This is a genomic window from Lysobacter silvisoli (assembly GCF_003382365.1).
GTDB lineage: Bacteria > Pseudomonadota > Gammaproteobacteria > Xanthomonadales > Xanthomonadaceae > Lysobacter > Lysobacter silvisoli.
This window is the reverse complement of record NZ_QTSU01000001.1, coordinates 452,423-472,812: the sequence shown is the minus strand read 5'-3', so window position 1 is coordinate 472,812 and position 20,390 is coordinate 452,423. Positions and strand designations below refer to the sequence as shown.

Below are 20,390 nucleotides of genomic sequence, written 5' to 3'. Positions count from 1 at the left end.
GGTCCGCATGCCGCCCACCGCCACGCTGTCCCCCTCCCCTAGCGAGTTCCGGCGCGCCGTCCCGGACCCGACCGCGGCCCCTCCCAGCCGCGCGCCGGCACCGCGGGCGGCCGCCGCCGAGCGCCATGCCCTGCAGGGCCGGCGCGTGGCCATCGTCGGCGCCAGCCTGGGCGGCCTGTGCCTGGCCCGGCTGCTGCAGCTGCGCGGCGCCGTGGTCGAACTGCACGAGGCCAGCAGCGCCAGCGACCCGGCCTGGTACCGGCGCACCCTGAGCATCGAGCACGAACGCGACCTGGCGGCGCTGCAGGGGGCCGAGCTCGGCCCCCTGTTCGACCGCTGCTGCGTGCGCGAACGCGTGGCCACGCGCCTGGTCGACCCGCAGGGCCGGCGCCAGCGCGACGGCGCGGTGCCGGCGCGCGCGGCGCTGCAATGGCGGATCGAATACGGCCTGCTGCGCGACCTGCTGCTGGGCGCACTGCCGCCGGGCACGGTGCAGTGGGGCCGCCGCTTCAGCTCGCTCACCGCCGCCGCCGACGGCAGCCAGCGCCTGAACTTCGCCAACGGCAGCCGCGCCCACGCCGACCTGGTGGTGGGCGCCGATGGCGAATGCTCGCTGCTGCGCCCCTACGCCACCGACCACGGCCTGCGCTACGCCGGCGTGACCCTGATCGAAAGCCAGGTCGCCCTGCCGGAACTGCGGGTGCCGCGGCTGGCGCTGTGGCTGGACCGCGACCGCCTGGCGGTGCGCGACGCCGACGCCGCGCTGGTCGTGCAGCGCAACAGCCAGCGCGGCCTGGACCTGCGCCTGGGCCTGCGCGTGCCGCGCGACTGGTCGCAACGCGGCGTGGACTGGACCGACTCCATGCAGGTGCGCGCGCTGCTGCGCCAGCGCCTGGCGCATTGGGACAGCAAATTCCTGCACCTGATCGACGCGGCCGAACCGCGCTTCGCCGCGCGCGCCTTGCTGACCAGCGCGCCGGACCGGGCGTGGAACGAGCGCAGCGGCAGCACCCTGCTCGGCGCCGCCGCGCGGCTGGCGCCGTCGCTGCTCAGCGACCGCAAGGCCTTCGAACTGCACGACGCGGCGGAACTGGCCGACGCGCTGACCGCGCCGCGCCATGGCTCGATCGCCGCGGCCCTGGCCGACTACGAACGCGGCTTGCTTACCCGCGCCGCGCGCGACGGCCGCGACGCCCAGCGCAGCCTGACCGCGCTGCTGCCGCAGGGCTCGGTCGCCGGCGGCGCCTGGCGCAGCCTGGGCCGTTCGCTGGGCGCGTTCGCCGGCCGGTTGCTGCCGCGATGAACCTGCCCGGCACCTGGCCGCCGCAGGCCGCCATCGCCACGCGCAGCCGCGGCGTGACCGCGCTGGCCGCGGCCGCCACCGAACGCACCGCCACCCTGGCCTCGGCGCTGACCGACGCCTTCGGCAACCCCAAGCGCGGGCAGATCCTGTTCTACGCCGCCAGCTCGCCCGGCCTGAGCATCGGCGACCTGTCCAGCCTGCTGGGCTGCAGCGTGTCGCTGGCCTCGCAGTACGTGGCCCAGTTGGAAGCGCAGGGCTGGCTGACGGTGGTCAGCGACGGCCGCCGCCGCCGCGTATGCGTGGCCGACGACAGCCGCTGCCGCGCGATCGAAACCCTACGCGCGCTGGCCGACGGGCTGGGGCCGGCGCCGGCGCGGCTGGCCGCGGGCGAACGCTGACTCCAAGGCGCACGGGCGCCGCCGCCGCGGAACCGGTAGGCTGACGCCACCTGCGTCACCTTCCGGAAGCCCGCCATGCGCCTGCCGCTCTTGCTGACCCTCGCGCTGTGGCTGGCCGCGCTGCCGGCGCTGGCGCAAACCAAGGTGTCCGCCGCCGCCCAGGCGCAGGTACGCAGCGAAGGCACGGCGCCGGTGTTCGTCCTGCTCAAGAGCGCCGCGCCCGCGCGCGATGCCGCCGCCGCGCGCCTGCAGCCCTCGGCGCGGCCGCAGACCGACGCGGTGCTGGCCGCGTTGCCGCGCGCATCGCGGGCGCAAGTGACGCGCCGCTTCCAGCGCGTGCCCGGCTTCGCCCTGCGCGCCGACGCCGCGACCCTGGCCGCGCTCGCGCGCGATCCGCGCGTGGCCCGCGTGGACCTGGACGCGGGCGGCTCCGGCGGCGCGATCGCGCCCGATGGCGCGCTGGCGCTCAACAACCTGCACGAGATCGCCGGCGCGGGTTATGCCGGCAACGGCATGAAGGTGGCGGTGATCGACACCGGCATCGACACCGATCACGCCGACTTCGCCGGCCGCATCGTCGGCCAGGCCTGTTTCTGCAGCGGCGGCGGCGCCGGTTGCTGCCCCAACGGCACCGCCACCCAGAGCGGCGCCGGCGCGGCCGAGGACGACCACGGCCACGGCACCAACGTGGCCGGCATCATCGGCGGCAACGGCACGGTGGCGCCGCGCGGCGCGCTGCCGCAGGTCGGCCTGGTCGCGGTGAAGGTGCTGGACCGCAACAACCGCTTCTGCTGCAGCTCCGACATCGTCGCGGCGCTGGACTGGGTGGCGGCCAACCACCCCGACGTGGACGCGGTGAACATGAGCCTGGGCACCGACTCGCTGTTCCCCGGCGACTGCGACGCATCCACCGCCTGGACCCAGGCCATGGCCACGGCCATCGGCAACCTCAACGCGCTGGGCGCGGTGGTGACCGTGTCCAGCGGCAACCAGGGCAACCTCAACGCGATGGCGGCGCCGGCCTGCGTGGCCAACGCCGTGGCCACCGGCGCAACCTGGGATTTCAACGGCGGCGCGATCACCTACCTGGGTTGCAGCGAGACCTCGACCGCGCCGCTGCAGCCGACCTGCTTCGCCAACCGCAGCGCCACCACCGACCTGTTCGGCGCCAGCGCCTTCGTCACCGCGGCCGGCATCAACGGCGGCAGCTCGACCTACGGCGGCACCTCGCAGGCGGCGCCGCAGGCCTGCGCCTGCGCGGCCGCGCTGAAGCAGGCCGCGCCGGCCAGCACCGTGGCCCAGCGCATGCAGGCGATGGCGTTGTCGAGCAGCCGCATCCAGGATCCGGCCAGCGGCCGCAGCTATCCGCTGTTGAACTGCCGCGACGCCATGGGCCTGGTCAATCCCGAAGTGTTCGGGCCGATCGCGCTGAACGGCTCGCAGCCGCTGATTCCGCCGCCCGATCCGCAGCTGCGCCTGAGCCCGGCGGCGAGCACCCTGCCGGCCGAACCGCTGCGCATTGCGCCGCCCCGCCCGCTGCGCGAATCGCGCGTACCCGCGACCAGGCAGCTGCGTTGAAAGCCACCGCTTGACCTCAAGCGCGCTTGAGGTCGTATCCTCGCCGCCCGTTCCCCTCCGGTTACTGCATGACTGACCTCACCCCCGTCGAGACGGCGGTCGCGCCCGTGGCGCGCGCCGCCGGCTCGCGCGGCGATTTTTCCGTCGTCGCCGAACTGCTGCCCTACCTGCGCCCCTACCTGGGCCGCATCCTGCTCGCGCTGGCCATGGTGCTGGCGGCCAAGCTGCTCAACCTGGCCGTGCCGATGGTGCTCAAGCGCATCGTCGACGGCCTGAACGTGGCGCCCAGCCTGCTGGTGCTGCCGGTGGCGCTGCTGGTGGCCTACGGCGCGGCGCGCATCGGCACCACCCTGTTCGGCGAGCTGCGCCAGATCGTGTTCGCGCGAGTGATGGCGCGCACCTCGCGCGAGGTCACCCTGCGGGTGTTCCGCCACCTGCACGGTCTGAGCCTGAAGTTCCACCTGGGCCGGCGCACCGGCGGCGTGGCCCGCGACGTGGAGCGCGGCGGCACCGCGATCACCGACCTGCTGGACTGGACCCTGTACTCGATCGTGCCGGTGATCCTGGAAGTGAGCCTGGTCACCGCGGTGCTGGTGTGGAACTACGATTGGCGCTTCGCCTGCGTGACCCTGGCCACGTTGCTGGCCTACGGCGCCTGGACCTTCACCGTGACCGAGTGGCGCACGCGCTACTACCGCGCCTCGGTGGAAGCCGACACCCGCGCCAACGAGCGCGCGGTGGACTCGCTGCTCAACTACGAGACGGTCAAGTACTTCAACAACGAGGCGCACGAGGCGGCGCGCTACGACGATAACCTGCGCGCGCTGGAGAATGCGCGGGTCAAGTCGACCAAGACCCTGGCCGTGCTCAACCTGGGCCAGAGCGCGATCGTGGCCATCGGCGTGACCGCGATGATGTGGCTGGCCGCGCGCGGCGTGGTCGCCGGCGAGCTGACCGTGGGCGACCTGGTCCTGGTCAACGCCTACCTGCTGCAGCTGTCGGCGCCGCTGAACATGCTGGGCATGATGTACCGCGAGGTGAAGCAGTCGCTGACCAACATGGAGCGGCTGTTCGGCTTGATGGACGAGCGCCAGGACGTGCGCGACGCGGCCGACGCGGTGGCGCTGGCGCCGAGCCGGCCGCGGGTGCGTTTCGAGCAGGTGCGCTTCGGCTACGACCCGCGCCGCGAGATCCTGCGCGGCATCGACTTCGAGATCGCCGCCGGCGGCACCGTGGCCGTGGTCGGCCACTCGGGTTCGGGCAAGTCCACGCTGGCGCGGCTGCTGTACCGCTTCTACGACGTGGACGCCGGCCGCATCACCGTGGACGGGCACGACCTGCGCGAACTCACCCAGTCCTCGCTGCGCGGCGCGATCGGCATCGTGCCGCAGGACACGGTGCTGTTCAACGACAGCATCTACTACAACATCCGCTACGGCCGGCCCGAGGCCAGCCGCGAGGACGTGGAGGCCGCCGCGCGCGCGGCGCACATCCACGACTTCATCGCCGCCCTGCCCGACGGCTACGACACCGCGGTGGGCGAGCGAGGGCTCAAGCTCTCCGGCGGCGAAAAGCAGCGCGTGGCGATCGCGCGGGCGCTGCTGAAGAACCCGTCGATTTTGATCTTCGACGAGGCCACCTCGGCGCTGGACTCCAAGTCCGAGCGCGCGATCCAGGCCGAGCTGGACCGGATCAGCGTGGGCCGCACCACCCTGGTCATCGCGCACCGCTTGTCGACGGTGATGGGCGCCGACCAGATCCTGGTCATGGACGCCGGCCGCATCGTCGAGCGCGGCGAGCACGGCGAGCTGCTGCGCCGCGGCGGCGTGTACGCGCAGATGTGGATGCTGCAGCAGCGCGAGGCGGAAGCCGGGGCCGAGGTCGCGGGCTGATGCGCGCAACCGCTTTGGGGTAGGAGCGGCGTAAGCCGCGATCTCTCTCCACGCCGGGAAGCCATCGCGGCTTGCGCCACTCCTACCCTTTGCATCGCGGCACCGCTGCTCCCTGTAGGAGCGGCGCGAGCCGCGACCGGGATGCTTCGAGTGCCGGCGCTGACGCGGTAGATCGCATGGGTGCGGTCGCGGCTCACGCCGCTCCTACCCCAAAGCTAAAAAAACGGGCCGCCAAAATGGCGGCCCTAGGTGTGAAACCTGGGGGCCGGCACCGAGCGGTGCCGGCCCGGTGGGCTTACTTGCCGGTGGCGGCGTTATCGCCTTCCAACGCCACGCTCTGCGGGTCGGTCAGCTGCACCGCCGTGGGCGCGCTCGGCGCCGACGGGGTGAACGACAGCAGCAGGCCCAGGCTGGTCGCGGCTTCCTGGTCGGCGCTGTGTTCGCGGCGCAGCAGGAACGACAGCTTCCAGCGCTGCGACACGTCCACGTCGATGCCGCCGCCGTAGACCAGCGAATGCTCGCCGTAGCTGCGCAGGCCCAGTCGGTAGTCGTTGGCCACCGGCATCACCACGTAGTTCAGGTCCACGTCGCTGCTGTTCTCCAGCGCCTTGCGGTATTCCAGCATCCAGTACGGACGCATCACGCCCGAGCTGGTGTCGACCAGGTAGCGGCCTTCCACGCCCACCGCCACGCCGTCGTTGTCCACGTCCTGCGAGCTGTAGCTCAGGTCGTAGATGCCCAGGCCGTGTTCGCGGTAGGCGTCGAGCTGGGTGCGGCTGAAGTCGTAGCGGCCGTAGCCGGTGTAACGGCTGCGGTCGCCGCCGCCTTCGAAGCCCACGGTCAGCGCGCCGTAGAACTGGTCGCCGTCGCGCTGGGCCTTGGCGATGGCGCCGCCGGCCGTGGCGCTGTAGCGCTTGATGTCGAAGTCCAGGCGGCCCCAGCCCAAGGTGCCGTCGACGAACAGGTGATCGCCGTGGCGCCACAGGCCGTACAGCGACACCGAACGCTGCTCGGCGTCCAGGCGCGAGGCCGGGCCGTCGAAGTTGGTGTCGTTCCAGCCGAAGCCGCCGGCCACGCCGAGCAGGAAGCGCTCGTCGATGCGCCAGTCGGCGCCCACGGTCACGCCGTCGCTGCGGAAGCCGAAGCCTTCGCTACCGGCATGGCCGTCGCGGTCGCCGGCGGTGATGGTGCCGGCGCTCCACAGCGCCCAGCCGCGCGGCAGGGCGATGGCGTTATCGCTGCTCAGCACCTGGTTGGCGGCCAGCGACAACGCGCCGCTGGTGCCGCCGCCCACGCTCAGGGCCAGGTTGTGGCTGGAGCTGTTGCCACTGCCGTGGCGCTGCTGACGCAGGCGGTCGCGGATGTTGGACTGCTGCGCCGAGGCGAAGCGCACGCTGGCGTCGACCTGGGCCTGCAGGCCGCCGACCACGCTGGGATCGCGGGTCGGGTCCGGACGCGCGGTCACCGACAGACCGGTGCTGACCGAAGCCTGCACGTAGTTGGCGGTCGCCGCCTGGGTCGCGGTCAGCGTGGCGGTGCCGGGGCCGACGATGGTGACGGTACGCCCGCTCACCGTGGCCACCGCCGGGTTGCTGCTGGTGAAGCTGAAGGCGCCGGCGGGGTTGCTGCTGGTCGGATTGGGCAGATCGAACGTGGGCTCGCCCACCGTCTTCACCAGATTGCCGATCCAGCTCAGCGTGGGCGTGGCCGCGCCGATGACCACGGTCAGGGTGACCTGGGGCGCCGCGGTGTAGCTGGCGTTGCCGGCCTGGTTCGCGGTCAGGGTGCAGTTGCCGGCGGCCAGCATGGTCACCGCACTGCCGGCGACGGAGCACACCGCCGGCGTGGTGCTGGCGAAGACCACCGGATTGCCGGAGGCGCCGCCATTGGCCGAGACCGAGAACGTGCCGTTGGGCGCGTAGGTCGGCGCCGCGGGATTCGCGGCGAAACCGGTGATGGCCTGGCTGGCCGCGGTGATGGTCACGTTCAAGCTGACCTGCGGCGCAGCGTTGTAGTTGGCATCGCCGGCCTGGTCGGCGGTGAGTCCGCAGGTGCCGCCGCTGAGCATGGTCGCGGTGCTGCCGCTGACCGTGCACACCGAGGGCGTGGTGCTGGCGAACACCACCGGGCTGGTGGACGCGCCGCCGGTGGCCGACAGGGCGAAGCTGCCGCCCGGCGAGAACACCGGCGCGGCCGGGTTGGCGGCGAAGCCGGTGATGGTCTGGTTGGCCGCGCCGATGCCGACGTTCAGCTGCACCTGCGGCGCCGCGCTGTAGTTGGCGTCGCCGGCTTGGTTGGCGGTGAGCGCGCAGTTGCCCGCGCCCTGCATGGTCACCGTGCTGCCCGCCACCGTGCACACCGAAGGCGTGGTGCTGGCGAACACCACCGGGCTGGTCGAGGGACCGCCGGTGGCCGACACGGTGAACGTGCCGCCCGGCGCGTACACCGGTGCGGCCGGGTTGGCGCTGAAGTTGGTGATGGTCTGCGCCGCGGCCGCGATGTTCACGTTCAACGTGGCCTGCGGTGCCGGATCGTAGTTGGCGTTGCCGGCCTGGTCGGCCGTGAGCGCGCAGCTGCCCGCGCCCTGCATGGTCACCGTGCTGCCCGCCACGGTGCACACCGCCGGCGTGGTGCTGGCGAAAACCACCGGATTGCCGGATGCGCCACCGCTGGCGGAGAGCGAGAACGTGCCGCCCGGCGTATACGTCGGTGCCGCAGGATTGGCGGCGAAACCGGTGATGGCCTGGGCCAGCCTGGCCACGGTCACGCTGTACGCGCGCGTGCCGCTGAAGCCGTTGCTGGACGTCGCCTGCACGGTGAAGTTGTACGCGCCGGCCGCGGTGGGCGTGCCGGTCAGCGCACCCGTGCCGCTCAGGCTCAGACCCGCCGGCAAGGCGCCGGCACTGACCGTGAACGTGTAAGGCGCGGTGCCGCCGTTGGCGCTGCTGGCGGTGAGGGTTTGCGAGTACGCGGTGTTGTAGACCGGATCGGGCAAGGTCGTCGGCGCGATCGTCGTCGTCACCGTCACGCAGGTCAGCGCGGCGTTGCTCACGTCCGCGCCGATCGCGTTGCCGCTGTTGGGCGAGACCGAGCACAACTGTCCCGCCGGCGTGGTGAGCACGCTGATGCTCCAGTTGGCACCGATCGGCAAGCGCGTCGGGAACGCGTAACTGTTGGCCGCCTGCGCCACCACCACCTGCTGGACGCTGACCGGGTTGGTCGCATTGAGCTGCAAGGTGACCGGACCGGTCTGGCCGCTGGCCGGGCCGCCAACCGCGAATTCGCTCTGGGCGAAGCAGATCAGCGCCGCGCCGTTGCCGGCCTGCACGCCGTTGTTGAAGACCACGCCGGTCAGGCCGGTCGCGGCCGAGCTGCCGCCCGCGCCGCCGCCGCCGCCGCCGTTCCAGTTCTGCTGGCAGGCCGTGGTGCCCACACCGGCACCGCCACCACCCGCGCCGACCGTGGCGCCACCGCCACCGCCGCCGCCGTAGCCGGCGCCGCTGAAGGAGCCGGAGAAATTGAACGAGTCGCCGCCGTCGCCGTTGGCGGCGTCGCCCGCGGTGGCCGGGAAGCTGCCGCAGCCGCCGCCGCCCGCACCGCCGGTGCCGACCGAACCGCCGCCGCCGCCGAAGGGACCGGGGCCGCCGGGCACGTTCGCGCCAGCGCCGCCGGTGCCGCCACCGCCCACGCCACCGGTGCCGCCGGCGATCACGCTGGAGGTGCTCCAGCCGGCGTTGCCGCCGCCACCGCCGCCACCGGCGACGGCCACGCGGTTGCCGACGGCATTGCCGCCCACGCGCAGGTCGGTGGCGCCGCCGCCGATGCCGTCCGTGCCCTGGCCGATGCCGCCGGGATTGACCGCCTGCGAGGCCTGCCCGCCGACCCAGACCGACAAGGTTGCACCGGGGGTCAGGGTCAGGCTGCCGCGCACGCGGCCACCGAGGCCGCCGGTGCCGCCGGGCGAGTTCGGGCTGCCGCCGATGGTGCCGGCGCCGCTACGGCCGGCGCCGCCCTGGGCGCCGCTGAGGTAGACGGTGGCCGAGTGCACGCCGCCCGGCACGGTCACGGTCTGCTCGCCGCCGGTGAAGCCGAACGCCACCGGGGTCTCCCCGATCGCGCAGCTCTGCGCCTGCGCGGTACCGGCCAAGGCCAGACCCGACAACAGCGCCAGCCACCCCAGGCCGGCGCGTGCGGGATTCGCTACCCGGTTCGGCGTCTTCAGCGCCGCGGACTGTGGCGCGCGTACGCGCAAGGACGGGCGCCAGCGCGCCGTCTTGGACCAGAGACTCATGTTTTTCCCCTTAGACGGGCGCGGACGCGCACCCGTAAACCCCTGAAGTGCAAAGCCACAATTGATGTGACATGAAGCACACTTTGGACGCCACCATACCCAGAACCCGGCCGCTGGACAATCCCCGGGATCGGGTAGTCCCTTAGGGCTGCATACGGGGTACGCGGGCGGAAACGGACGCCTCGGACCGACGGCCGCGTTGTCATAGCGCGGCGCCAGACGCGTGCCTTTGCAGCGGCGATCGCGTGACCTGGAGGTATGCGCCGGCAGCGGAGCCGCAGCGGCGCACGATTTCCTGAGATCGGTCGGTTCGTGCGAAAATTAGCGGCTTAGGCCCCGTAGCTCAGCTGGATAGAGCATCCCCCTCCTAAGGGGAAGGTCACACGTTCGAATCGTGTCGGGGTCGCCAGTATGGATCGCACGTCCGTGTGCGCAGGCCCGCACATCCATGTGCGGACTTTTCAATGCTTTTTGATTTTGGAGTTTTGCTATGACGCACGCTGTTTTGACTGCCCTGGGTCTTAAGGACAACGAGTCGGGTACCTACCTGGGTCATGGCGAATGGTCCAAGACCGCCGATGCCGGCGTGCTGGAGCCGGTCAACCCCACCGACGGCGAAGTGCTGGCGCGCGTGCAGGCCTCCTCGCAGAGCGACTACGACACCATCGTCGAGCGCGCCCAGGCCGCCTTCGCGGTGTGGCGCACCACCCCGGCGCCGCGCCGCGGCGAAGCCATCCGCCTGTGCAGCGACGCGCTGCGCAAGCACAAGGACGCGCTGGGTTCGCTGGTCGCGCTGGAGATGGGCAAGTCCAAGCCCGAAGGCGACGGCGAAGTGCAGGAGATGATCGACATCGGCGACTTCGCCGTGGGTCTGTCGCGCCAGCTGTACGGCCTGACCATGCACTCCGAGCGCCCCGGCCACCGCATGTACGAGCAGTGGCACCCGCTGGGCCTGGTCGGCGTGATCTCGGCCTTCAACTTCCCGGTCGCGGTGTGGGCCTGGAACAGCTTCATCGCGGCGATCTGCGGCGACATCACCATCTGGAAGCCCTCGCCCAAGACCCCGCTGTCGGCGATCGCGTCGATGAAGATCTGCAACGAGGCGCTGCGCGCCGGCGGCTTCCCCGACATCTTCTTCCTGTTCAACGACGCCGGCACCGAGCTGGCCTCGAACTTCGTCGACGACAAGCGCATCGCCCTGGTCAGCTTCACCGGTTCGACCAAGGTCGGCCGCCAGGTCGGCGAGCGCGTCGCCCGCCGCATGGGCCGTTCGCTGCTGGAACTGGGCGGCAACAACGCCATCATCGTCGACGCCTCGGCCGACCTGAAGCTGGCGATCCCGGCGATCGTGTTCGGCGCCGTCGGCACCGCCGGCCAGCGCTGCACCACCACCCGCCGTCTGTTCGTGCACGAGTCCATCCATGATGACGTGCTGGCCAAGCTGATCACCGCCTACAAGCAGGTGGAAAAGAAGATCGGCGACCCCACCGACCCGGCCAACCTGATGGGCCCGCTCAACAGCCAGGACGGCGTGCAGGCCTACCTGGACGCGATCGCCAAGGCCAAGGCCGCCGGCGGCAAGGTCGAGACCGGCGGCGAGCGCATCGACCGCAAGGGCAACTTCGTGCTGCCGGCCATCGTCACCGGCCTGGGCAACGACGCCGAGGTGGTGCAGACCGAAACCTTCGCGCCGATCCTGTACGTGATGAAGTTCAAGACCCTGGACGAAGCCGTCGCGTTGCAGAACGACGTGCCGCAGGGCCTGTCCTCGTCGATCTTCACCGCCAACCTCAAGGCCGCCGAGGCCTTCCTGTCGGCGGCCGGTTCGGACTGCGGCATCGCCAACGTCAACATCGGCACCTCCGGCGCCGAGATCGGCGGCGCGTTCGGCGGCGAGAAGGAAACCGGCGGCGGCCGCGAGTCGGGTTCGGACGCGTGGCGCGCCTACATGCGCCGCCAGACCAACACCATCAACTACTCCGACGCGCTGCCGCTGGCGCAGGGCATCAAGTTCGACCTGTAAGGCCGGACGCAACAGGCGGGCCCGCTGCGGCGGGCCCGTTGCGGGAGCACGGCATGCGCATCGCGGCAGTCTCCGACATCCACGGCAACCTGCACGCGCTGCGCGCGGTGCTGGACGACATCGCCGCGCGCGGCGTCGATGCGGTGGTCAATCTGGGCGACATCCTGTCCGGCCCGCTGCAGCCGGTGGAAACCGCCGACCTGCTGATGGGCCTGGGCCTGCCCACCATCCGCGGCAATCACGAACGCCAGTTGCTGGATACGCCACGCGCGCGCATGGGCGCGTCCGACGCTTACGCACGCGATGCGCTGCGCGCCGACCAGCTCGAATGGATCGCCGCGCTGCCGGCCACGCTCGCGCTCAACGACGCGGTCTACCTGTGCCACGGCACGCCGCGCGACGATCTCGAATATTTCCTCGAACACCTGGACGCCGACGGCGAACCGCGCGCGGCCACCCCAGCCGAAGCCGGCGAACGCGCCGGCGCCCTGCCCCACGCCGTCATCCTGTGCGGCCACACCCATGTGCCGCGCGCGCTGCGTCTGGACGACGGCCGCCTGCTGGTGAACCCCGGCAGCGTCGGGCTGCAGGCCTACGCCGCCGAACACCCGCGCCCGCACCGCATGCAGAACGGCGACCCGCGTGCCCGCTACGCCTTGCTCGACGACGCCGGCGGCCGCTGGCAGGCGCAGCTGCTCGCGATCGACTACGACCACGAAGCCGCCGCCGCGATCGCCCAGCGCAACGGCCGGCCGGACTGGGCCGGCTCGCTGCGCACCGGCCTGGCGCCCTGACCACCGCGACCATCGCGGTTAGGCTGTGGCCGTGGGCGCACGCGCCGCGGCGGAGCGACAGGCCATGAACGGTCCGGAATTGGAACAGGTCGGCCCCTCGCCCCTGGTCGCCGCTGCGGCCGGCATGGGCGCCTGGTCGCTGGCGGCGCTGGCCGCCTATGCCCTGCGCGCGGCCCTGCCCTTGCCGGCGCTGTACGCGTGCCTGGCCTGGGGCAGCGGCCTGCTCGCGGTGGTCGCCGGCCATCGCGCACGCGCCGCGATCCGCAGCGGCCGCGCACGGTCCGGTGGCGGTGGCCTGGCCCGGATCGGGCTGTGGCTGGGTTATCCGGTGGTGCTGGCGGTGCTGCCGCTGATAGGCCTGGTGGTGTTCTTCGTGTGCTGCGGCGTGGTGGGGTAGATCCGCAACCCCAAGACCGTCGCGAGGCATCGGAATCGACCGCTCACCCTCTGACGCGCCCCCCACACCGTCATTCCCGCGAAGGCGGCTCCGCTTCACTTCGGCCGAGCCGAACATCCAGGGCTCCATCCAGGCATGATTCTAAAGTTTCTGGATCCCCAACTTCGCGGGGATGACGAGCTAAAGCGGCGGTGATCGAGTGGATCCGCGTCCCCAAGACCGTCATTCCCGCGAGAGCGGGCTCCGCTTTACTTCGGCCCAGCCGAACATCCAAGGCCCCACCCAAGCATCACTGCGTAGTCTCCTCCCGTGCCCTTGGGCACGGCCCGATGGCGCTCAGCGGCACGCAGTGCGTGAAGGCCGCAGCCGCTCCTCTGCGTTCCGGCTCGCGTCCCGACACTGGCTTGGGCGATAATGCGCCTTCGTCTACAGCGGACGCCCGCGATCCCGTGTACAGCCTCGCCCGCCCCTTTCTGTTCGGACTGGATGCCGAACGCGCGCACGGCCTCGGCCTCACGGCGCTGGAAACGGCATACCGCACCGGCCTCAACCCGCTGCTGTCGGCGCGGCCCAAGCCGTTTCCGACCAAGGCCTTCGGCCTGACCTTCCCCAATCCGGTCGGCCTGGCCGCCGGCCTGGACAAGAACGGCGCCCACATCGACGCCCTGCTCGGCCTGGGCTTCGGCTTCGTCGAGGTCGGCACGGTCACCCCGCGCCCGCAGTCGGGCAACCCAAAGCCGCGCATGTTCCGTCTGCCCGAGCACGAGGCGGTGATCAACCGCCTGGGTTTCAACAACGAGGGCGTCGACGCCCTGGTGCGCAACGTCGAGCGCGCCAAGCGCCGCCACGGTCTGCTCGGCATCAACATCGGCAAGAACAAGGACACCCCCAACGAGTCGGCGCAGGACGATTACCTGCTGTGCCTGGAGCGCGTGTACGCGCTGGCCGACTACGTCACCGTCAACATCTCCTCGCCCAACACTGCCGGGCTGCGCGAACTGCAGGAAGAGCAGTCGCTGCGACGCCTGGTCGGCACCCTGCGCGAGGCGCAGGAACGCCTGGGCGCGCGCCACGGCAAGCGCGTGCCGATGCTGGTCAAGATCGCGCCGGACCTGTCCGACGACGACATCGAAGCCGCCGCGCGCGTACTCAGCGAGCTGCAGGTGGACGGCGTGATCGCCACCAACACCACCGTCTCGCGCATCGCCGTGGAAGGCGCCGCGCACGCCGGCGAAACCGGCGGCCTGTCCGGGCGCCCGCTGATGGGCCAGTCCACCACGGTGCTGCGCATGCTGCGCACGCGCCTGCCCGAGTCCATCCCCATGATCGGCGTGGGCGGCATCCTGTCCGGCGCCGACGCGGTGACCAAGATGGCCGCCGGCGCGACCCTGGTGCAGTGCTACACCGGCCTGGTCTACCGCGGCCCGGCCCTGGTGGGCGAATGCGTGGAAGCCATGCGCCGCCGCAAGGAAGCGCCCAGCCGAGGTAACGTACCCTCGGTATGAGCGCGGCCGTCACCCTGCGGCGCGACGCGGCGCTGCAAACGCGCAACACCTTCGGCGTAGCTGCGACCGCGCCGGTATTGGCCGAAGTGGCCGATGCCTCGCGCCTGGCCGAGGCGTTGCAGACCCCGGAACTGCGCGACGGCATCGCCCTGGTGCTGGGCGGCGGCAGCAACCTGCTGTTCGCCGGCGACCCCGAGGGCCCGGTGCTGGCGCTCAGCGGCCAGCGCGTGCAGCCCCTGGATGCGGCGCCCGACTGCGACGGCGCGATCGTGCGCGCCGACGCCGGCGTGCCCTGGCACGCCTTCGTCATGCGCATGCTCGACGCCGGCTACGCCGGCCTGGAAAACCTGGCGCTGATCCCCGGCACGGTCGGCGCCGCGCCGATCCAGAACATCGGCGCCTACGGCGTGGAGGTGCGCGAGTTCGTGCATGCGGTGGAGGCGTACGAGCCCGCCAGCGGCCGCCTGCATCGCTTCGACAACGCCGCCTGCCGCTTCGGCTACCGCGACAGCCTGTTCAAGCACGCGCCGGACCGCTACCTGATCACCGCGGTGGAATTCGCCCTGCCGCGCACGCCGGCGCTGCGCCTGGACTACGCCGGTATCGCCGAGGAACTGACCGCGATGGGCGTGGACGCGCCCACCCCGCGCGCGGTGGCCGAGGCGGTGATCGCGATCCGCCGGCGCAAGCTGCCCGACCCGGCCCAGTTGGGCAACGCCGGCAGCTTCTTCAAGAACCCGATCCTGCCGCGCGCGCAAGCCGAGGCGCTGCTGGCCGAACATCCGTCGCTGCCGGTGTTCCGCGGCGCCGACGAACACAGCCGCAAGCTCTCGGCCGCCTGGCTGATCGACGCCTGCGGCTGGAAGGGCCACCGCGACGGCGATGCCGGCGTGTCGGCCGCGCATGCGCTGGTGCTGGTCAACCACGGCCAGGCCAGCGGTGCGCAGTTGCTGGACCTGGCCCGGCGCATCGCCGCGTCGGTGCAGGCGCGCTTCGGCGTGGCCATCGAACCCGAGCCGCGCCTGATCGGCGCACGCTGGTGAGCGCACCGCTGCCGCAGCCGCTGCGCGCGGCCGCCTTCATGCTCGGCAGCACCCTGTGCTTCGCTGCGATGGCGGTGGTGATCCGCCTGGCCTCGCAGTCGCTGCATACCTTCGAGATCGCGTTCTTCCGCAACTTCTTCGGCCTGCTCGCCGTGCTGCCCTTGCTGCGCGGCACGCCGCTGGCGCAGCTGCGCACCCGGCAGTTGCCGCGCTACTTCATCCGCTGCGCGATCGGCATCTGCTCGATGCTGGCCGGCTTCTGGGCCATCGGCCATCTGCCGCTGGCGCAGGCGATCTCGCTGTCCTACTCCACCCCGCTGTTCGTGACCATCGCCGCGGTGCTGTTCCTGGGCGAACAGGTGCGCGCGCGGCGCTGGGCGGCGGTGGCGGTCGGCTTCGTCGGCGTGCTGGTGATCGTGCGCCCCGGCTCCACCGAGTTCACTTCAGGCACCCTGATCGCCTTGCTCGCGGCGGTGCTCAGCGGTGTGGTCGCGATCCAGATCAAGCAGCTCTCGCGCGTGGATTCGGCCAACACCATCGTGCTCTACACCTACCTGTTCTGGGTGCCGATGTCGCTGCTGCCGGCGCTGTTCGTATGGCAGTGGCCGCAGGGCACGATGTGGTTCTGGGCCGTGGCCGCCGGCGTGCTCGGCACCGGCGGCCAGGTGCTGTGGACGCATGCGCTCAAGCTGGGCGAAGTCTCGGCGCTGACCCCGATCAGCTTCATGCAGCTGCCGCTGGTGGCGACCGCGGGCTGGCTGTGGTTCGACGAAACACTGGACCATTGGACCCTGGCCGGCGCCGCCATCATCCTGGCCTCCAACGCCTACATCGCCCACCGCGAAGCCGTGCTCGCCCGCCGCGCGGCCTCGGCCGCCCCCAGCGAAGCCGCCGCGCCTGGCGAGTAAGCGCCGCTCCATCCGCGCAACACCGAACTCCACGCCCCGCTTCTGTCATCGCAGCGCCATGTTGCGCCGCACGAACCGCGCCGCCCGCGCGCGCCGATCTGTGACGGCGTGGTGGACAAAAACGGACAGCCAGGGCGGCCTTCGCGGCCAATCTGCGCCATCGCCGCGCCGGCGATTGACCCGGCCGGGCCGGCGCGGCTATCCAGACGCAGCAGTATGGACAGGGGGCTGCCGCGGTCGCGCCGATGGGGATCGGCGCCGGGCCGCGTCGCGCGGGCTGCGCCCGCACTCATCACGCAAAGGAGAGCAAAACCATGGCACTCATCCGATACGCCGCCGTCGTCCTACTGGGGGGCGCGGTCGCGCTGGCCAGCCCGCCGCTGCAGGCGGAAGTGGGCGACTACGGTTTCTTCCGCACCCTCAGCAACCTGATCTCGCCGCCGCGCGCCGACAATCCGGTGCAGCCGGCGCAGCGCCAGGGCCAGTACCCGCTGCTCAGCCGCAACGCCAACAAGGCCGACGGTTTCGACCCGGGCGCCTACTACCAGTGGCAGACGGTGCAACTGCCGGCCGAGACCGGCGCGGTCTGCGGCGACGGCTCGCCGTACAAGATTTTCGTCAACCGCGTGCCCAACACCACCAACACCATCGTCTACATGGAAGGCGGCGGCGCCTGCTGGGACTACGCCAGCTGCTCCGGCCAGAGCGGCATCCGCGGCGCGCGCAACCCGCACGGTATTCCCGACGACTACATGAGCCTGCTCAATCCCGGCGCCAGCCTGGTGAGCCCGTTCGTGACCCGCGTCAGCCCCTTCGATTCGGTCAAGACCCAGAACTGGAACATGGTCTACGTGCCGTACTGCACGGGCGACATCTACGGCGGCGACAAGGTCGCGGTGTACAACGATCCCAGCAACCAGAACGCGCCGCTGGTGTGGCACCACAACGGCCTGCGCAACTCGCGCGCGGTCACCGCCTGGCTCAAGGACAACCTGCCGCGCCCGGGCCAGATGCTCAGCACCGGCTGCAGCGCCGGCGGCGCCGGCAGCCTGATCAACTACGACCCGCTGCGCCGCGACCTGGCGCCCACGCGCAGCTTCCTGATCGACGACTCCGGCCCGATCTTCCCGACCCCGCGCTACGGCGATCCCGCGCAGTACCCCTCGCAGCCGCTGATGGCGCACATCCGCGTGGCCTGGGGCCTGGACGCGCCCAACGGCCCCCTGGCCTATCTGGCTAGCGGCCTGCCGCAGCTGGATCTCAACGAACTGGGCTCGCTATACCCGGCGCTGTCGAGCAAGCACAGCGGCGACCGCCTGGGCGCGACCCACTTCTGGCAGGACCTCAACTACTCCTCGTATTCGTATGAGCGCTTCCACGCCGACATCCAGGCCGCGCCCAACCAGGCCGCCAAGGAAGCGTTGATCCACGCCAAGTGGGGCCAGGACACCCAGCGCCTGTCGGCGCGCCTGAACGGGCTGGACAACTTCGGCGGCTACTTCCCGCAGTACCGCGCGCTCAACGAAAGCCACTGCACCACCATCGTCGACTTCAAGAACGGCGACGTGCAGGCGCAGAACCTGCAGCTGAAGAACTTCATCGACAGCGTGCTCGACGGCAGCGGCAAGGTGGTGGACGCCAGCGAGGCCAACGACCAGGCCGACCGGGCCAAGCCGTTCAACCTGCTGTACTGGCTGGTCGACCAGCTCCTGGGCTGAGGCGTGGGCCGTATGCAACGCACCCGCGTGTTGTTGGCGGGCCTGGCCGTCGCGGCGCTAGCCGCGGCGGTCGTGGTGGGGCGCTCGCGCGAATCGCACGCGAGCGCCGCCACGCCAGCGCCCGCGACGACGGCCGGCAACGAACGCCAGGCCGCGCTGTTGCGCACGCCGCAAGCGCAGGCGCTGCGCGACCGCCAGGCCTTCCAGAGCGAAGCCAAGCGCTACTTCCGCGACGCGGCCGCGCTGGACGCGGCCGAACGCGCGCGCCGCGGCCGCGACATCGAACAGGGCATCGACGACTACGAGCGCGCGGGCGAGCTGTCCGCCGGCGAGACCGTATTGCTGCGGACGGCATTGATCCAGGCCACCGTGCCGGACCAGGCCGAACAGATGCGCCAGGTCGAAGCGCTGGCGCAGCGCTACCGCGCGCACGCCGATGCGCGCAACGCGCAATGGATCGCGCAGCAGCGCAACGATCCGCGTTTTCGCTCGTACAAGGAACGCGAGGCGCGGATCGTGGCCGAGGTGATGGCGATGCGGGATATTCCCGGCGGGCTGTCGCGCGATGAGTATCTGCGGCAGCGGCTGCAGATGGAGCGGGAGTTGGCTTATCGGTGAGGGGGAGCAAGAGCAAATCCCCCTAGCCCCCTTTTTCAAAGGGGGGAACCAAGAGCAGCGTCGCTTCTCGCACTGCTCCCCTCTTTGTAAAAGAGGGGTTGGGGGAGATTCGCTTTTGCTCCCGCCATGGCCCCAAACAAAAAAAAACGGCGCCCGAAGGCGCCGTTCAATGTCCCGGACTGACGCGGGACTTACCAACCGAAGCCCAGGCCCACGCCCGCCGAGCTTTCCGAGCTGCTGAACGCACCGCCGAAGGTGACCGTGGCGCGGTCGCTGATCGCGCGCTGGTAGCCGATCGACAGCGCCTGCTCGCCGTTCTGGAAGCCGGCACCGACGGCCACGCGGTTCTTGGTGTGGATGCCGGCGGCCGACGTCGCCATCTGCACCATCGCCGCGGTCATCGCGCCGGCGCGGTCGATGCGGCGGTCGGCGCGGTCGAAGCCCCATTCCATGTCGCCGCGCAGGTCGTCGATGGCCGCCATCGGCGCCGCGATCGCCTGGGCGAAACGCGTGTCGGTGTAGGTGTTGGCGCTGCGCAGCGTGGCCACGTCGCCGGCATCGGCATGAGCGTTGGCCGCGTTGAGCGTGGCCGCGTCGCCCGCATCGGCGTGCGCGTTGGCCTGGTTCAGCACCACGGCATTGTTGCTGGTCACGCGTGAGTCGGTGTAGCTGTTGGCGCTGGCCAGGGTGCTGGCGGCGACGGTGTCGGTGTAGTTGTTGGCGTTGGCCAGCGTGGTCGCGGCGACCGTGTCGGTGTAGTTGTTGGCGCTGGCCAGGGTGGTGGCGGCGCTGTTCTGCAGCTGGCCCAGGTTGACCGCATCGTTGTTCTGAGTGCCGTTGGCAACGTTGGTGATCTGGCGCTCGTTGCCGCTGCTGCCCACCGACACGCTGTTGCCGCGGTCGGCGACCGAGCCCGAGCCCAGCGCCACGCTGTTGTTGCCGCTGGCGTTGCTGCCCTGGCCGATCGCGCTGCTGTTCTGCCCGCTGGCCTGGGCGCCGTGGCCGAAGGCGCTGCTGCCCACGCCGCTGGCGATGCTGCCGCCGCCGAAGGCGCTGGATTGCGCGCCGCTGGACTGCGCACCGGCGCCGTAGGCGCTGGACTCCAGGCCGCTGGCGGTGGTGACTTCGTCCGGATCGACCACGCCGTCGCCGTCCTTGTCGATCCAGCCGCCGTTGGCGGTGGCGCCGTCGGCGCTGGCCACGCTGTGCGCGCCGGTGGCGGTGCTGCCGGTGCCGCTGGCGCTGGAGCCGGCGCCGTTGGCGGTGCTGGCGTTGCCCGAAGCCGACGCGCCCGCGCCGTTGGCGCTGCTGAGTTCGCCGCTGGCGATGGCGTTGTAGCCGTTCGCGGTGCTGCCCAGGCCGCTGGCTTCGCTGAAGGCGCCGGTGGCGGTGGCGTTGTCGTTGGTGGCGCGCGCGCCGGCACCGCTGGCGCTGCTGAATTGACCGCTGGCTTCGCTGGCGGTGCCGGTGGCGGTGGCGAATTCGCCGCTGGCGTTGCTGCCGCTGCCGCTGGCGGTGGCGCCGAAGCCGCCGGCCTGGGCGCCCTGCCCGACCGCCGTGCTCTGATCGCCGCCGGCGGCGCTGTCGGCGCCCAATGCGGTGCTGCCGGTGCCGCTCGCGGTGGCGGCCGCGCCGACCGCGGTGCTGCCGTCGCCGCTGGCGGTGGCGCCGCTGCCGCAAGCCGTGGCGCCGCCGCCAGCCGCGGTGGCGCCGCCGGTGGTGGTGCCGCCGATGCCGTCGTCGAGCAGGCAGGGTTCGCCGGCCAGGGCGGTGGCGGGTGCGGCCAGCGCCAGCAACAGCGCAGCGGACAACAGCGAGTGGTGATGCTTCATGGAGTTCCCCCTAAGGAATCGTGTGGAAGGGCCGTGCAACGCGGCCCGTACCGGTATCGAAATAATCGCCGGGCCCGAAAGCGGGCCCGG

The 20,390-nt window shown here is 71.6% G+C and carries 14 protein-coding genes and 1 tRNA gene; 13 read left to right on the top strand and 2 right to left on the bottom strand.

The window, feature by feature from the left end; genetic code table 11:
* Positions 1-7 precede the first annotated feature (7 nt).
* The 4 genes from DX914_RS02240 to DX914_RS02225 all read left to right on the top strand — a co-directional run bounded on the left by DX914_RS02240 (position 8) and on the right by DX914_RS02225 (position 5,171).
* Positions 8-1,303: a hypothetical protein gene (locus DX914_RS02240; protein ID WP_115857434.1), complete on the top strand. Its 1,296-nt coding sequence runs from the start codon at positions 8-10 to the stop codon at positions 1,301-1,303.
* Positions 1,300-1,701 (top strand): winged helix-turn-helix domain-containing protein, encoded by a 402-nt coding sequence (locus tag DX914_RS02235; RefSeq protein ID WP_115857433.1) that lies wholly within the window; start codon positions 1,300-1,302, stop codon positions 1,699-1,701. Before DX914_RS02240 ends, DX914_RS02235 begins: the two co-directional genes overlap by 4 nt.
* A gap of 75 nt (positions 1,702-1,776) precedes the next feature.
* A complete protein-coding gene (locus tag DX914_RS02230; protein ID WP_115857432.1) occupies positions 1,777-3,279 on the top strand; it encodes a S8 family peptidase in 1,503 nt (500 codons plus the stop codon).
* 68 nt (positions 3,280-3,347) lie between these two features.
* A complete protein-coding gene (locus DX914_RS02225; RefSeq protein ID WP_115857431.1) occupies positions 3,348-5,171 on the top strand; it encodes an ABCB family ABC transporter ATP-binding protein/permease in 1,824 nt (607 codons plus the stop codon).
* 295 nt (positions 5,172-5,466) lie between these two features.
* Here the strand turns inward: DX914_RS02225 and DX914_RS20160 are convergent, their stop codons facing one another.
* Positions 5,467-9,462: an autotransporter domain-containing protein gene (locus DX914_RS20160; RefSeq protein WP_158549172.1), complete on the bottom strand. Its 3,996-nt coding sequence runs from the start codon at positions 9,460-9,462 to the stop codon at positions 5,467-5,469.
* 332 nt (positions 9,463-9,794) lie between these two features.
* Here DX914_RS20160 and DX914_RS02210 point away from each other — a divergent pair.
* The 9 genes from DX914_RS02210 to DX914_RS02170 all read left to right on the top strand — a co-directional run bounded on the left by DX914_RS02210 (position 9,795) and on the right by DX914_RS02170 (position 18,468).
* Positions 9,795-9,871, top strand: a tRNA-Arg gene (locus DX914_RS02210).
* A gap of 81 nt (positions 9,872-9,952) precedes the next feature.
* Complete coding sequence (amaB, locus tag DX914_RS02205; RefSeq protein WP_115857430.1) at positions 9,953-11,485, top strand: L-piperidine-6-carboxylate dehydrogenase; 1,533 nt, start codon at positions 9,953-9,955, stop codon at positions 11,483-11,485.
* Positions 11,486-11,538: 53 nt separating this feature from the next.
* Positions 11,539-12,279 carry a metallophosphoesterase family protein gene (locus tag DX914_RS02200; RefSeq protein ID WP_115857429.1) on the top strand — a complete coding sequence of 247 codons (741 nt, stop codon included), beginning with the start codon at positions 11,539-11,541 and terminating at the stop codon, positions 12,277-12,279.
* 64 nt (positions 12,280-12,343) lie between these two features.
* A complete protein-coding gene (locus DX914_RS02195; protein ID WP_147300565.1) occupies positions 12,344-12,676 on the top strand; it encodes a hypothetical protein in 333 nt (110 codons plus the stop codon).
* A 449-nt stretch (positions 12,677-13,125) separates the two neighbouring features.
* The gene (locus DX914_RS02190) at positions 13,126-14,181 is read left to right on the top strand and encodes a quinone-dependent dihydroorotate dehydrogenase (RefSeq protein WP_115857427.1); all 1,056 of its coding nucleotides are present in this window, start codon (positions 13,126-13,128) and stop codon (positions 14,179-14,181) included.
* Positions 14,178-15,224 carry a UDP-N-acetylmuramate dehydrogenase gene (gene murB, locus DX914_RS02185; RefSeq protein ID WP_115857426.1) on the top strand — a complete coding sequence of 349 codons (1,047 nt, stop codon included), beginning with the start codon at positions 14,178-14,180 and terminating at the stop codon, positions 15,222-15,224. Before DX914_RS02190 ends, murB begins: the two co-directional genes overlap by 4 nt.
* 38 nt (positions 15,225-15,262) lie before the next feature.
* A complete protein-coding gene (locus DX914_RS02180) occupies positions 15,263-16,132 on the top strand; it encodes a DMT family transporter (RefSeq protein ID WP_115859097.1) in 870 nt (289 codons plus the stop codon).
* Positions 16,133-16,446: 314 nt separating this feature from the next.
* Entirely contained in the window at positions 16,447-17,850 is a 1,404-nt protein-coding gene (locus DX914_RS02175; protein WP_115857425.1) for a pectin acetylesterase-family hydrolase, read from the top strand.
* A gap of 12 nt (positions 17,851-17,862) precedes the next feature.
* Complete coding sequence (locus DX914_RS02170; RefSeq protein ID WP_115857424.1) at positions 17,863-18,468, top strand: hypothetical protein; 606 nt, start codon at positions 17,863-17,865, stop codon at positions 18,466-18,468.
* 191 nt (positions 18,469-18,659) lie between these two features.
* Here the strand turns inward: DX914_RS02170 and DX914_RS02165 are convergent, their stop codons facing one another.
* Positions 18,660-20,300, bottom strand: a complete 1,641-nt coding sequence (locus DX914_RS02165) for a YadA family autotransporter adhesin (RefSeq protein WP_115857423.1) — start codon at positions 20,298-20,300, stop codon at positions 18,660-18,662.
* Between the last annotated feature and the right edge of the window lie 90 nt (positions 20,301-20,390).